The sequence below is a fragment of the Kitasatospora sp. NPDC001159 genome (assembly GCF_053598235.1).
Genome location: NZ_JBSFJV010000147.1, coordinates 1 through 12875 on the forward strand (window position 1 = coordinate 1; position 12875 = coordinate 12875).

A 12875-nucleotide genomic window follows, 5' to 3' on the forward strand; every position below is an offset into this window, starting at 1 on the left:
CCCCGCCAGCGCCGCCTTCCACTCCTCGACCTGCCCCACCCCAAGATCAACCACTCGCCAAGTCAACCATGATCAAGTGCGGTTGCAGTACTAGGCCCCGGCACTGAGGACGCGCGCTCGGCACCCTCCCCCGGCCTTCGGCCGGGGGACTCCCATGGCCGTGAGGCTCGGGGACCGGGGGCCGTTCGGCCCTGGTGCCCGCGAGGGGCGTGAGTAGCGTGGGAATCGGCCTGCAGGGCGAGCGAGGGAGTTCGGCGTGAGCGGTTGCGGATGGCCAACTGCGCTGTCCGGAGCTGATTTCGACGGCTGGGCTGAGAGGCCGGAGGGTGGTCGACGAGACCCCGACGGCGCTCCATTACCTGATCCGGGCAATGCCGCCGGAGGGAGCTCACCTTGCAGGTTCCCCCACGGGGAAGGGATGAAGGCCCGTGCCGACCGTAGACCAACTACGGGAACGGCACGGGCCTTTGGTGATCCGGCCTCACTTCGGTGCCGGGGGGATCGGCTTGTCGGCCGTCACGTGATGGTGTCCGGGTAGCGCAGGAGGGTGCCGAGCCCGTCGGGGAGGGGCAGTTCGTCGCGGCGGATGACGATGAGTTCCGCGCTGGTACCGACGATCGCGCGGATCAGTGCGGCGTCGGCCGGTTCCTCCCAGGAGGATTCGACCCCGAGGCCTCTCAACTCGTCCTGGGTGAGGCCGATCTGCTTGGGGGCGAGACCGACCCACAGCCGCTGGTGCAGGTCGAACGGGTCGTTGATCAGGACGGCCTCGGCCTGGCCCCGGCGCAGGGCGGCGACGGTATCCGCGAGCCCCTCGGCGCCGCTGCCGCGGGCACGGCAGGCCAGGAACCGCTCGACGGAGGCCTGGTCACGAGCGGACAGACGGCCACGGAACAGGAAGTCGAGTTCGTCCTCCAGCAGGGCGCGTTCGGGTTCGGCGTCCCAGCCGGCGCTGTCGATGCCGACGATCCGCTGCCGCAGGCGCTTGGGCAGTTCCCGGGCGAGGGTGTTGCGGGCCCAATGGTCTCCTGACAGCACGATCGCCTCGGCCTCGCCGCGATCGGCCATGTCGGTCAGCTGCTCGGCGATCTCAACCGCGGTCAGCCGCCACTCGTCCGCTCCGAGCCGCCGCCGGCGGCGCTCTTCGGGTGCCACACGCGCGGAAGGCCAGCGCCCGGCCTGCAGGTCAAGCTCCAATTCGGCCTCCCCCGGGGCGCCTCCTGGCTGGGGGACCCGGGGGACGGCCGCGGTCACGTACGGGATGTCCGGGGCGTGCTGGAGGGCGAGCGGCATCGCGTCGGGGACCATGGTGAGCCGGGCGGTGTCGCTGGGCGGTGGGTCGGGCAGTTCCTCGGCGAGGGCGAGGCGCCCGTGGGCGGCGAAGATCGCCTGGCCGTGCCGGCCGGGAAGGTCGCGGTCGGTGCCGACGATCTGGGTGACGGCCCCGGTGGTGGCCGTGTCGGCGCCCTGGGCGGCGAGTTGGGCCTCCAGGTGGTGGCGGCGCAGCTCGATCGCGCGGTCGGGGTCGTCGAGGTCGCGCGAGGTGTCGACGTAGGCGCAGGCGTAGGGGCCCTGCCGCGCGTACAGCGGGCCGAGGAAGGTCAGTCTCATGTCGGTTCCCCAGTGGCTAGAGTCCTTGGGAGAGCAGGAGTTCGTGGGCGAGGCGGGCGGCGCGGGCGGGGCGTTCGGGGTCGGGTTCCTGGTCGGGGATTTCCTCCAGGCCCTGGATGAGGGCGTGGATGGCCTGGCCGAGGGCCTGGACCTGGGCCTCCAGCAGCTCGACGCGCTCGACGGCGCTCTCGACGTCGCGGCCGGTCGGGTGGAGGGCCACTTCTGGCGGGGTGGCGGGTGTGTCGGGTTTCATCGCGGGCTCCGTAAGGTGTGCCTGGGCTACTCGGCAGGGGTGATCAGGCCGTAGTGGCCGTCGTAGCGGTGGTAGAGGACGTTGCCGCGTCCGGTGACGGTGTCGGTGTAGAACACGAACGGCTGCCCGAGTTCATCCATGCGCCGCTTCGCGGTGGCGGGGTTCATCCGGGGCGCGGGAGTGGGGCTGACTGTCAGCGGGATGGCGGCGGTGCCGAGCTGTTCGGGGTGGGGGTGGACCTGGGCGAGCCGGTAGCCGGTGGGCGTGGCACGGTAGAGGACGCTGTCCTCGCCGGTGTTGATCTCGGTGAACAGGTGGAAGCCGTAGTCCATGGTGTCCATCTCGAAGGCGGCCTCGTCCACGGTCTCGCGGGCCAGCGAGAAGGACTTGTGCCGGATGATCTCGCGTTCCTCGGGTGGGCGGGGGAAGTAGTCGGGCCGGTGGGTGGGCTCGTCTCCGTGCCGCCACTCGTGCTCGCCGGCCTTCGGCATCCCGCCGCGCCTGGACTCCCGATGCCGGCGCAGCCGGGCCAGTTGCAGCGCGAGGCGGTCGCGCAGCAGGTCGATCGCCTCGGGCATGGATTCGGCGGCCACGTGGGCGCGGGCGGCGCGGCCGTTGACGTCGAGGTTGGCCTGGGCGATGAACGGCCGCTCGGTGGCGGGGTTGTACGTGCGGGTGAGGCGGATCCGGACGGACAGGACAGGCTCTCTGACCTCGTCGAGGAGGGTGAGCACCTTGGTGCGGGCGAGGTCCGCCATGTCGGGCGGAAGGTCGCCCTGGGCTTCGATCTCGACTTCGGGTGTCTGGCTGGCCACTGGTTCGGCCATCGGATCTCCTCCGTTCGCGGCCGTGGTCGTGCGGGTGTCAGGTGTAGCGGGTCAGGGCGCCGATGCCCTGGGCCGGGGCTCCCGGGGCACCGGGCGCAAGGACCCGGACGTCTGCGCCGGTGAGCAGCGCGGACCGGATGGCGACGTCTGCCAGGTCCGCTCGTGCCACGGGGGTGAGGTCTGCCGGTAGCGAGGTGCGCTGGTCGGCGATGTCGGTGGAGCCCGGTCCGAACCAGGCGGTGCGCCGGTGGGCCGGGTCGTCGGTGATCAGCAGGGTGCGCAGCGCGCCGTCGGCGAGGGCGCGGATGGTGGGGTAGATGCCCTCCACGGCGTGGCCGCGCGGGGCGAGTTCCTCCGTGAAGGCGCGGAGCAGCGTGGTGGTCTCCTCCTGCCCGGCGCGGTGGGTCTCGGTGTCGACCTGGGCCATGCGTTCCGGCCGGGCGCCGTCGGTGCTTCGGCTGCCGCTGACCGGGTGGATCGCCACGTCGTGGCGGATCCAGGTGGGGAGGTGCTTGGTGAGGTACTGCCGGGCGCGGACGTCGCCAGCCAGCATCAGCACGTGTGCGTCCACCTGGGCCAGGGCGGTGCCGAGGGCTTCGGCGACCTTGACCGCGTTGTGCTCCCAGGAGTCCTCGGCGCGGTGTTGGTAGCGCATCTGGGACATGCCGCCGGGCTGGTTGCGCTCGATCTCGTCGTCCGGGCCGACGACTGTCCGGTGGGTGCCCTCGGTGGCACCGGCCGGGTAGAGCTGGAGGTCGGCGCCGGTGCGGTCGACGACCGCGACCACGTGCGCGGGGTGGTCCTGGCGCCAGGCCAGCAGCGGCAGCAGATGCGGCAGCGGCCCGACCCGGGCCAGATCGGTCTGCTCGCAGCCGGGCAGGACGGCCGAGTGCAGCACCTCGCCGCCCCCGGCGAACGCCGCGAGCACGCCGGAGCCGGGCTGGGCGGACAGGAAGACTCGGGTCAGGGCGTCCAGGTCGTCGACCTCCGCCCCGTGGGCGGCGAGCTCACGGCACAGACCCTGCCAGCGCTCCTCGGCGTCCAGGCCCATCTCCCGTCGCGCCTCAAGGTCGAAGTAGACCGACAGGACGGGGCCGGGCACGGTGAGCAGCTCCCGCAGGACCTCGGTGCCGGTTTCTGTTCCAGTGGTCATGCCTGCCCTCCTCGGGGACGAAGCGGTATGCGGAACGATCGCAGGGAGCGAGGTGGACAAGCCCCGGACGGGCACGCAGCACAAGCGATGCCAGGCGAGCGGTGGCGGCACATTCGGCGGCTGGCGCGACCCGCACGGTTCCAGGGTGGTGTCCAACCGCCATACGCGCGACCGGGGTTCGGTGCAGAAGCCGCGAGTTCATGACCGGCCGCCTGCGGTGCCGAGGGCTTCGGCGACCGGGCAGGTCGCGTGCTGGACGCAGTGCTGGTTCATCGAGCCCAGCAGTGCCCCTCCGAAGCCACCGTGGCCCCGACTCCCCACGACCAGGAGGTCGGTGCCGCGCGCCTGCTCCAGCAGCACCGGGGAGGCCGGTCGACGGGAGGCTGACCGCGCAGGCGGCACTCGCCGTGCGGGCCGTGACCTGGACTTCGACGAGGTATTGCGGCAGATCGTGACTGCCGCGGTGACCCTGGCGGATGCCGAGTACGGGGCGTTTGGGGATCGGGGAGGACTCTCGGCTGTCGCGTCGCTCCGGCAGGTGAAACCGGGTATCTGCACAGAATCGTATTCGGTGTGCTTCGTGAAACCGCCGATCACAGATAGCAGTTGGCTGCCATCGCGCGGTTTCTCCGATCGCGGTCGTCGTCCCCGCGCAGCAGCATGGGAGGAGGTGACCGAACGAGGGAAGGAGGGTCGAGATGGCCGGCGAGTTGCTTCACAGGCGTGCGCACTGGTGGCCGCCGTTCGCGGAGTGGTTCGAGGACTTCCCCGTGGAACTGCGGATGGGCGAGCACATGATCCGGGTCGAGGAGTCCGAGGAGGACGGGGCGTACGTGGTCAAGGCCGAGCTTTCGGGCATCGACCCTGAGAAGGACGTCGAGATCACGGTCGAGAGCGGTGTGCTGACCGTCCATGCCGAACGCAGCGAGGAGAAGAAGGAGAAGCAGCGGTCGGAGTTCCGCTACGGCTCCTTCACCCGCAGCGTCCGGCTGCCTGAAGGCGTGAACGAGCAGGACATCACCGCGACCTTCGACAAGGGTGTGCTGACCGTGAGGGCACCGATGGGAGAGGTCGAGAAGCAGGCCCGTCGGATCGAGATCGCCAGCGGTTCCTGAGGATGAGCACGAGCGCCGGTGCGGTGCACCCGCCGGCGCACATTCGGGTTCGAACGTCACGCGCTGGTCATGTGCTGCGGCTGGCGGCGGGGAGACGGCTGCGGGCTGTCCGGTCGATGTTCTCGAGGGTGACGACCCCGACCAACCGGCCGTCTTCGATCACCAGGATCGGGGGCTGCGCGGTCGCGCGGTCCAGAACCTCGACGAGATCGTCTCCGGGGGCGGCGACAACGCACTGTCCAAGTGGCGTGGCCAGGTCGCGTACGCGTACCTCGGCCCGGCGGCCGGGTGGGAGCGCCGCGAGCGCACGGAGGTCGACCAGGCCGCTCGGGCGGCCCTCGAAGTCGAGCACCGGGATCACCAGGTGGCGGGTCCGCGCGGTGAGATCGGCGAGGAAGCGGTCCGCGGTGAGCCAGTCGGGCCCGGTGACCGCAGGCGAGGTCATGACCTGTCGGATCCGTACGCCGCGCAGGGCGGCCACGACTGTCGCGCGTCGGACCTCGGCCAGGGCGGATGACCACATGAACAGGCCGACGACGATGAGCCAGATCCCGGCACCGACGCCACGGAGGAACTCCAACCAGCCGACCGCGGACAGCAGGAGGCCGACGGTCTGGCCGGCCCGGCCGGCGACGCGTTCGGCGCGCTCGCGGTCGCCACCGCGCCACCAGACCACGGCCTGGAGGATCCTGCCGCCGTCCAGGGGCGCGGCGGGCAGCAGGTTGAACACGCCGAGCAGCAAGTTGGCCACGCCGGTCCACAGCAGCACGGCCGCCGGGACCTTCCAGTGCAGGGTGTGGAGCGTACCGAGCCCGGCGACGAGGGACAGCCCGCCCAGTAGCAAGCTGGTCAGCGGTCCGATCCCCGCGACGGTGAACTGGAGCCTGGGGCTCGGGGCGCGTCCCATGCGGGTGACGCCGCCGAGCGCGAACACGGTCATGTCATCCACGCGCATCCCGGCCCGTCGCGCGGTGACGGCATGGGCCGTCTCGTGCAGGAGCAGGCTCGCGGTGAGCAGCAGTGCCCCGGCCAGGCCGGCGAAGTCGTAGACGGCGGCGGAGCGGCCCGGGACCCACGCCGGAAGGGTCTGCCCGGCCAGGCCGACGCCGAGGAACAGGATCAGGACGGGCGCGCTCCAGTGGATCCGCAGCGGTATGCCGAAGATCCTTCCCAGCGGTGCGGAGCCGTGCATCCCGACCTCTCTCAGTGCTCCCGGTCCCAGTGCCCCGGCGGCACTTCGCTCCTTCACTCTCCGCCCGTGGTGGGGGTCGGCACAGGGCCGTTCGGGCTTTTGGCCGGGGCTGTCAGTCCCCGCGTTGCCGCCTGCCAGCCTGTGCCCTCAGACCTTCGGGACGCGCTCAAACGGTTCGCGGTCGGTGATGCGGGTACCGACGGCGTCGTCTCCCTGGCAGATCGCTCGCATGGCGCCGGTGGCGGCGGCGTCGAAGACGTGCATGGTCAGGTGGTGTTCGGCGGCGAGGACCAGGGCGGTGGTGTCCATCACCTGTACGTCCTGGGCGAGGGCCTCGCGGTGGCTGAGGCTGGTGTAGCGCACGGCGTCGTGGTGGGTGCGCGGGTCGTGGTCGTAGACGCCGTCCACGCCGTGCTTGGCGAGCAGCAGGGCGTCGGCCTCCAGCTCGAGTGCGCGCTGGACGGCGGCGTAGTCGGTGGTGACGTAGGGCTGTCCGATACCGCCGGCGAGCAGCACGATCAGGTGGTGGCGCAGGTGCCGCAGGGCGCGCAGCCGGATGAACGGCTCGGCGATGGCCGGCATCTCGGCCACCGTCATGACGCGGACGTCCTTGGCGTGATGTGCGGTGAGTTCCCCGCGCAGCATGAGCGCGTTCATGACGGTACCGAGCATGCCGATGTTGTCGGCTTCGGCCCGGCTGATGCCCCAAAGCGCTGCGGTTCGGCCGCGGAAGTAGTTGCCACCGCCGAGGACGACGGCGACCTGCACGCCGAGCTCGTGCACCGACAGGATCTCCTCTGCCAGGTGTACGAGGCAGACCGGGTCTGTGCCCCACCTGGCGGCGTCCGCGAACGCCTCGCCGCTGAGCTTCACCACGACCCGCTGGTACCGGCTCAAGGCCCCACCGTCCTGCCCCAATGCCAGGCTCCTACACCGCGGGGGTGATCAGTGGGCGCAGATCGTGCGGAAGTGCGTCGAAGACGTGCGCAAGCTGCTCCGGGGGGATGTGCAGGAAAACCGCCCCGGTGACGGCGCGGGCGGCGTCCTCGGCATCCTCGGCCGCGAGCGAGGCCTCATGGCCGAAGCGGTCGAGGTACTCCTGCCGGTCGAACTTCACCGGTGTGGGGTGCGGGTCCCAGCCCTCGTAGTAGACACCCCGGACCAGGGTCGGCAACTGCGCGCCGAGATGAGCCGCGACGTCGGTCGGCAGCCGGTCGCGCAGCGTGTGCAGCCAGGCCCGCAGCAGCCGGTAGGCGCGGTGGCGGTCCTCCTCGTTTCCGGTGGCCTTGGCGACATCGATGAGCCAGGTGTTCGCCGTCTGGACGGCGTGGTCGAAGTTGGGCAGTCCGGTACCAGTCATGATCGTCATACCTCCGTGTCACGGTGCATCGGCTCCTGCCGCAGTGCGGCAGCCGCTCATCCAGCCCTGCCTGACCGGCCCGCAGCCGATGGGCGGTCGCGGTGGGCTCAGGCGGGGGCGCAGACGGCTTCGACGAACTCGGCGACCTCATGGCGGTCCAGGTGCCGAGCGATGTCGGCCTCGCTGATCATGCCGACCAGCCGGTGGGCCTCGATGACCGGCAGGCGACGGATCCGGTGCTTCTCCATGAGCCGCAGGACCTCGCTCTGATCGGCGTCGGCATCGATGGTGACCGGCTTGCCCTGGGCGAGTTCGCCCGCGGTCGCGGCCCTCGGGTCCTTGCCCTCGGCGAGGCACTTCACCACGATGTCGCGGTCGGTGATGATCCCGTGCAGCCGGTCGTCGGCGCCACAGATCGGCAGGGCCCCGACGTCCAGCTCGCGCATCCGCCGCGCCGCCGTCTCCAGGGTTTCGCTCTCCTGCACGCAGGTCGCCCCGGTGTGCATGATGTCCCGCGCGGTGCTCATGATCGTTGCCTCCTTCATGGCGTGCGCCCCGGGCTTACGAGGCGCGGCTGATGCCTGACTGATCGCCATGGCATGGCGCCGCACGCGTCGTCCGGCCCAGGCCGGCCTGACCGTTCTCCGCCCCTGGCGAGGGCCGTCTCTTCCAGAGTCGTCCTCGGCGTGGACCCTCCGCATCCCGAGCCGGTCTCCGGCACCCGGGGCGTGGTGCCGGCGGAGGCGCCGGTCGGCGAACTGCGGCTACCGTGGCCGTCGCTGCGCCGGTTCCAAGTCCGGGTTGCCCGCGATGGTGCGCAGCATGCGCCTGGAGGAGCGAGGAAGGCCCGCGAACCTGGGTGCGAGGCACGAGGGGAGCGGGCGCAGGTGGAGGCGCCCGAGGCGTACAAGGACGTCGACGTGGTCGCCGCCGTCACCGAGGGCGCGGGGCCGGCTCGGCTCGTCGCCCGGCTCGTCCCGCTGGGCGTCGTTTCCCCGACAAACCGCCGTGAGGCGCCGTGCCCCGGCTGGGGCGGGGCGCTCAGTGGTGGGGTGCGGAGTGTGAGCCGAGCTTGCCGCGCATCACCGGCTGGCCGGTGCCGACGTGGGAGTCGTCGAACTCGTAGCCAAGCGACTGGCGGACGGCTACCACCCCGTCCAGCGAGCGGCACATCCCCTCGACGATGGGGATGAGGCTCTTGCGTTCGACCCTGCCGGTCAGCGTGACCACGCCGTCCTCGACGGCGACCTCCACCGCGTCCGCCGGAAGCCACAGCGCCTTCAGCAGGACGTCATGGACGATCTCCTCACGGATCGCCGCATCGTCCCGCAGGAAGGGCTGCAGCAGATCGCAGCGGCTGACGATGCCCGTCAGCCGGCCTTCCTCGTCGACCACCGGCAGTCGCTTGAGCTTCCTGTGGTGCATCACCCGGGCGGCCTCCACCAGGCTCCACTCGGCCCGCGCGGTGACGACCGGGCTGGTCATCATCCCCTCGGCGATCTCCGCCTCGGCCCGGTGCCGCTCGCGCGGGTGGAGCCAGCGGGTGACCGCATGGCCCTCCTCCAGCAAGCCGGCTTCCTTACGGATCAGGTCGGCCTCGGACACGATGCCGACCGGGTGTTCCTGGTCGTCGACGACCGGCACGGCGGTGATGTCGTTGCGGTGGAACAGTACGACGATCTCCTTGAACGTGGTCTCGGGGTGGGCGACGACCACCTCCCGGGTCATCACGTCGCTGACGGTGCGGTGCTGCATGGTCTCCTCCGGGCGGTCCTCATGTTCGTGTGCCCCGGCTGGAGGGCGAGCGCGCCGATTCAGGCGGGGGCGGCCTGGGACTCGGATGGCACGACGACGGGGAGGTGGGCGTGGTGGACGACCCCGGTGCTGGTCGAGCCGAGCGCGAGACGTCCCCAGACGCCGACGCCACGCGTGCCCACCACGAGCAGGCCGGCGTCCTGGCCGGCGTCCAGCATGACCTGTGCGGGGCGGCCGCGCGGCAGTGGATCTCAACCTCTACGGACGGCTCGCCGACCTGCTGTCGTAGCTCCTCGACGGAGTCCGTCACCTCTCGCGTGACGAGGTCGTGCTGGTGCGGGGGCACGTCTTCGCTTCTTCCGGGCCAGGAAATCCTCTCCATGCCCGACTGCGAAGCGCGGCCGGGGTCGTAGGCGCAGACAGCGTGCAGCCGGGCACCGCGCAGCTGTGCTTCACGGAGAGCGAAGAGCACGGCCCGGCGGGCGGGCTCCGAGCCGTCGGGAGCGTGTGCGGGGCTGTCGCTCATGGGGACCTCCGGCGGCATGCGGCCTGTGAACCGGCTGCCAGGCTCGGCGGGTCCGACTGATCCGCCGGGGCGCGGCTGCCGATCGACCCGCTGCTACTCATGGTCCTCCGGCCGCGCCGTTCGCGCGTGCTCGTGAGTGAGGAGGATCGTGAGGAGTAGCGGAAGGGCGGTATGCCGAGGAGCAGAGGGACGGCGGACGCAGCCGTTCTTCGGACCGTCCCAGGGCTTCGTCGATGTGGTCCACTTCGAAGCCCACCCGGCTATCGGCGGCGCCGGCCGGGGTGCTCCCGGTGCCCGTGCGGTAGACCACCGTGCCGTCGTGCACGCGGTAGTTGACCGGCAGCACGACGGGACCACTGTCGGTCGACAGGGCCACCCTGCGGATCCCGCCGCGCGCCAGCTTCGCCCAGCACTCCTCTGCCGGAAGCTCTTTCAGTACGGGATGCGCCGCCGAGGACCCCCGGCCGGGCGGCACATCCACTCCCCAGCCCAGCAGATCCCGAGCGGACGTGCTGAGCGCTCCGGCCAGCCGGGTGAGGGTGACGACATCGGGCGCACCGGGTGAGGATTCCACGTACTCCACATAGCCCACCGCCATGCCCGCCCGGTCGGCCACATCCTCGCGGCTGAGCCCCAGCAACTTCCTTCGCGGCCACTCGCCTGCCGAGGTCCCCGGGACGGGCCGGCCGAGGCTCGACCGTCTTTCCGCCCTCGTTCATGGAGACCAGCTCCTTCTTCCTCTCCTTCGTCACGGCGGGCACGGGGCACGACGGCGAGCGGACAGGTGCCGTCGCCGTGCCGGGAGCCGCTCATGAACATCCTCACTGTCAGCCGTGCAGTGGTGGTTCGTTCGCGGCGGCGTCGGTCGTGCCGGCGCGGAGCAGCCGGTGTCCGAGGTCGACCAGGGCGCGCCCGGCGGCGAACTCGTCGCCGATCTCCGCTACGGGCGGGTCGTGCGGGTTGCGGTGGGCGGTGGTGCGGCTCTCCAGCCGGTTGTCGCCGGTGTCGAGTACGGCGTGCACTTTGGTGACGTCGCCTTCCTCGAAGAGGTCCAGGCGCAGGGTCCAGTGCTTGGTCCGGAGCTTCTGGCGCATTGTGTTCGTACTCATGTCCAGGCCTGTCCTAATTCGTGAGTAGTGGCTCCAGTCGGCCCGTTTGGGCCGGTGAAGTTGTGGTCCGGGTGGGGCCGGTTCTCGTCAGGGTTTCCAGGCCTGGGGCGAGGTCGGTTGTCCCATCCGGGGTGGGTTTCGCGGTGGTCGCGTGGGCGCCGGGCTGACTCCTCATGTGTCCCGGCCCGGTGAGGCCTTATGAAAGACCGGTGGCGCCCGGCGTTCTTGGGCCACCGCGAAACCCTGTCCGGTCGGCCGGACGTTGATCGTCGTGGTGCGAGCCCGCCGCAGGGCGATCTCTGCTTCAGTCCCGAGCCTTCGAGCTCTGAACGAGATGGAGACCCCCGCGGTCCGCTGGTGCCGCGAACGGCTTGTGAGATGGCGGACCGATCGAGTCTTGGAATTAGGTCGCCGCGTGGCCCGAACAGGCTCACCACCTGCGCAAACGACAACCGAACGGAGGACAGTGTGACCGTGTTCTGCGGGATCGACTGGGCCGAGCGCCACCACGACGTGGCCCTGGTCGACGAGACCGGACAGCTCCTGGCCAAGCGCCGCATCAGCGACGACGCGGCCGGCTACCGGATCCTGCTCGACCTGCTCGCCGAGTACGGCGACACGCCCGAGGCCCCGATACCCGTGGCCATCGAGACCGGCCGGGGCCTGCTCGTGGCCACCCTGCGGACCGGCAAGCGGCTCGTCTACGCCATCAACACCCTCGCCGCCGCCCGCAACCGCGACCGGTACGGCGTCTCCCGCAAGAAGTCCGACCCGGGCGACGCCCTGGTGCTGGCGAACGTCCTGCGCACCGACATGCACGCCCACCGGCCGCTGCCGGCCGACACGGACCAGGCCCGCGCCATCGCGGTCCTCGCCCGCGCCCAGCAGGAAGCCGTCTGGAACCGCCAGCAGCTGGTCAACCAGGTCCGATCGCTGCTGCGCGAGTACTACCCGGCCGCCCTGGACGCCTTCCTGGGCAAGCAGCACGGCCTGGCCCGCGCGGAGGCGCGCGCCGTCCTGGCGGCGGCGCCGACCCCGGCCAGGGCCGCCCTCCTGGGCCTGCCCGAGCTGCGGGACGCCCTCAAACGGGCCGGCCGCAAGCGCGGCATCGACGCCGAGGCCGAGCGCCTGCGTGAGGTCCTGCGCGGCGACCACGCCCGCCAGCCCGCCGCCGTCGAGGACGCGATGGGCCACCAACTCGGCGCGTTGATACGCAAGTTGGATGCGGCCTGTGTCGCGGCCGATGAGCTCGCCGAGGCGGTGGAGACCTATTTCCGCAAGCACCCGGACGCTGAGATCATCCTGAGCTTCCCCGGACTCGGAGTCCAGCTCGGCGCCCGGGTGCTCGCCGAGATCGGAGACGACTGCACCCGATTCGCCGACGCCCGCGCGCTCAAGGCCTACGCCGGCTCCGCGCCGATCACCCGCGCATCCGGCAAGAAGCGCCACGTCGGACGCCGCTTCATCAAGAACAACCGGCTCATCACGGCGGGCTTCCTCTGGGCGTTCTCCGCCCTCAGGGCCTCGCCCGGCGCCGACGCCCACTACCGGCGAAGGCGCGAGCGCGGCGACTGGCACGCCCAGGCCCAGCGGCACCTGCTCAACCGCATGATCGGCCAGCTCTACCACTGCCTGCGGACCAGGCAGCTCTTCGACGAGAATCACGCCTTCACCTCCTCCTCAGCGGATCTGGCCGTCGCGGCTTGACTTGTTGGGCACGTGAGATGTCTTTCAAGGGGTCGGTGAGGGCCTCGTCCTGTGGGACGGGCCAGTCCGGACTCGGCCTGCGGTCGTCGGCCGGGACTGTCGTCACGGCTGGTACAGGCGGCGGGGTCGGGGCGGCTTGGGCGGATCGGCTCTCCTGCTCTACGAAGCGGGACAGGGCCCTTGCGCTTTCGAGGAACTGGGCGGGGAAGACGATGGTGGAGTTCTTCTCGGCGGCGATCTCGGCCAGGATCTGCAGGTTGCGCAGCT

15 protein-coding genes and 2 pseudogenes are annotated in these 12875 nt (G+C 71.1%); 2 read left to right on the top strand and 15 right to left on the bottom strand.

The window, feature by feature from the left end; translation table 11 throughout:
* Window positions 1-516: 516 nt before the first annotated feature.
* The 5 genes from ACWC9T_RS38055 to ACWC9T_RS38075 form a co-directional block, all read right to left on the bottom strand.
* Window positions 517-1611, bottom strand: coding sequence for a baeRF2 domain-containing protein (locus ACWC9T_RS38055; RefSeq protein ID WP_449825614.1), 1095 nt, complete (start codon window positions 1609-1611; stop codon window positions 517-519).
* Window positions 1612-1627: 16 nt separating this feature from the next.
* Complete coding sequence (locus ACWC9T_RS38060; RefSeq protein WP_449825615.1) at window positions 1628-1864, bottom strand: hypothetical protein; 237 nt, start codon at window positions 1862-1864, stop codon at window positions 1628-1630.
* 26 nt (window positions 1865-1890) lie between these two features.
* Window positions 1891-2691 (bottom strand): ribosome hibernation promotion factor, encoded by an 801-nt coding sequence (locus ACWC9T_RS38065; RefSeq protein ID WP_449825616.1) that lies wholly within the window; start codon window positions 2689-2691, stop codon window positions 1891-1893.
* A 37-nt stretch (window positions 2692-2728) separates the two neighbouring features.
* A complete protein-coding gene (locus ACWC9T_RS38070) occupies window positions 2729-3844 on the bottom strand; it encodes a baeRF2 domain-containing protein (RefSeq protein ID WP_449825617.1) in 1116 nt (371 codons plus the stop codon).
* A 198-nt stretch (window positions 3845-4042) separates the two neighbouring features.
* On the bottom strand, window positions 4043-4441 hold the full coding sequence (locus ACWC9T_RS38075; RefSeq protein ID WP_449825618.1) for a universal stress protein: 399 nt from the start codon (window positions 4439-4441) through the stop codon (window positions 4043-4045).
* Between the two features lie 101 nt (window positions 4442-4542).
* On the opposite strand from ACWC9T_RS38075, the gene ACWC9T_RS38080 reads away from it, so the two are divergent.
* Window positions 4543-4959 (top strand): Hsp20/alpha crystallin family protein, encoded by a 417-nt coding sequence (locus ACWC9T_RS38080; protein WP_449825619.1) that lies wholly within the window; start codon window positions 4543-4545, stop codon window positions 4957-4959.
* Window positions 4960-5026: 67 nt separating this feature from the next.
* Here the strand turns inward: ACWC9T_RS38080 and ACWC9T_RS38085 are convergent, their stop codons facing one another.
* The 9 genes and pseudogenes from ACWC9T_RS38085 to ACWC9T_RS38125 all read right to left on the bottom strand — a co-directional run bounded on the left by ACWC9T_RS38085 (window position 5027) and on the right by ACWC9T_RS38125 (window position 10901).
* Window positions 5027-6151, bottom strand: a complete 1125-nt coding sequence (locus ACWC9T_RS38085; protein ID WP_449825620.1) for a site-2 protease family protein — start codon at window positions 6149-6151, stop codon at window positions 5027-5029.
* A gap of 147 nt (window positions 6152-6298) precedes the next feature.
* Window positions 6299-7048 carry a UMP kinase gene (gene pyrH / locus ACWC9T_RS38090; RefSeq protein WP_449825621.1) on the bottom strand — a complete coding sequence of 250 codons (750 nt, stop codon included), beginning with the start codon at window positions 7046-7048 and terminating at the stop codon, window positions 6299-6301.
* A 31-nt stretch (window positions 7049-7079) separates the two neighbouring features.
* Window positions 7080-7511 carry a DUF2267 domain-containing protein gene (locus ACWC9T_RS38095; RefSeq protein ID WP_449825622.1) on the bottom strand — a complete coding sequence of 144 codons (432 nt, stop codon included), beginning with the start codon at window positions 7509-7511 and terminating at the stop codon, window positions 7080-7082.
* A 107-nt stretch (window positions 7512-7618) separates the two neighbouring features.
* A complete protein-coding gene (locus ACWC9T_RS38100; RefSeq protein WP_449825623.1) occupies window positions 7619-8038 on the bottom strand; it encodes a CBS domain-containing protein in 420 nt (139 codons plus the stop codon).
* 514 nt (window positions 8039-8552) lie between these two features.
* Complete coding sequence (locus ACWC9T_RS38105; RefSeq protein ID WP_449825624.1) at window positions 8553-9266, bottom strand: CBS domain-containing protein; 714 nt, start codon at window positions 9264-9266, stop codon at window positions 8553-8555.
* Window positions 9267-9325: 59 nt separating this feature from the next.
* Window positions 9326-9511 (bottom strand): universal stress protein, encoded by a 186-nt coding sequence (locus ACWC9T_RS38110; protein WP_449825628.1) that lies wholly within the window; start codon window positions 9509-9511, stop codon window positions 9326-9328.
* A 17-nt stretch (window positions 9512-9528) separates the two neighbouring features.
* Window positions 9529-9810: pseudogene (locus ACWC9T_RS38115) on the bottom strand (universal stress protein); the annotation flags it as partial.
* Window positions 9811-9889: 79 nt separating this feature from the next.
* On the bottom strand, window positions 9890-10432 hold the full coding sequence (locus tag ACWC9T_RS38120; RefSeq protein WP_449825625.1) for a helix-turn-helix domain-containing protein: 543 nt from the start codon (window positions 10430-10432) through the stop codon (window positions 9890-9892).
* 187 nt (window positions 10433-10619) lie between these two features.
* The gene (locus ACWC9T_RS38125; protein ID WP_449825626.1) at window positions 10620-10901 is read right to left on the bottom strand and encodes a dsRBD fold-containing protein; all 282 of its coding nucleotides are present in this window, start codon (window positions 10899-10901) and stop codon (window positions 10620-10622) included.
* Window positions 10902-11369: 468 nt separating this feature from the next.
* On the opposite strand from ACWC9T_RS38125, the gene ACWC9T_RS38130 reads away from it, so the two are divergent.
* Window positions 11370-12608: an IS110 family transposase gene (locus ACWC9T_RS38130; RefSeq protein ID WP_449825627.1), complete on the top strand. Its 1239-nt coding sequence runs from the start codon at window positions 11370-11372 to the stop codon at window positions 12606-12608.
* On the opposite strand, the pseudogene ACWC9T_RS38135 reads toward ACWC9T_RS38130, so the two are convergent.
* Window positions 12571-12875: pseudogene (locus ACWC9T_RS38135) on the bottom strand (hypothetical protein); the annotation flags it as partial. The gene ACWC9T_RS38130 and the pseudogene ACWC9T_RS38135 overlap by 38 nt on opposite strands.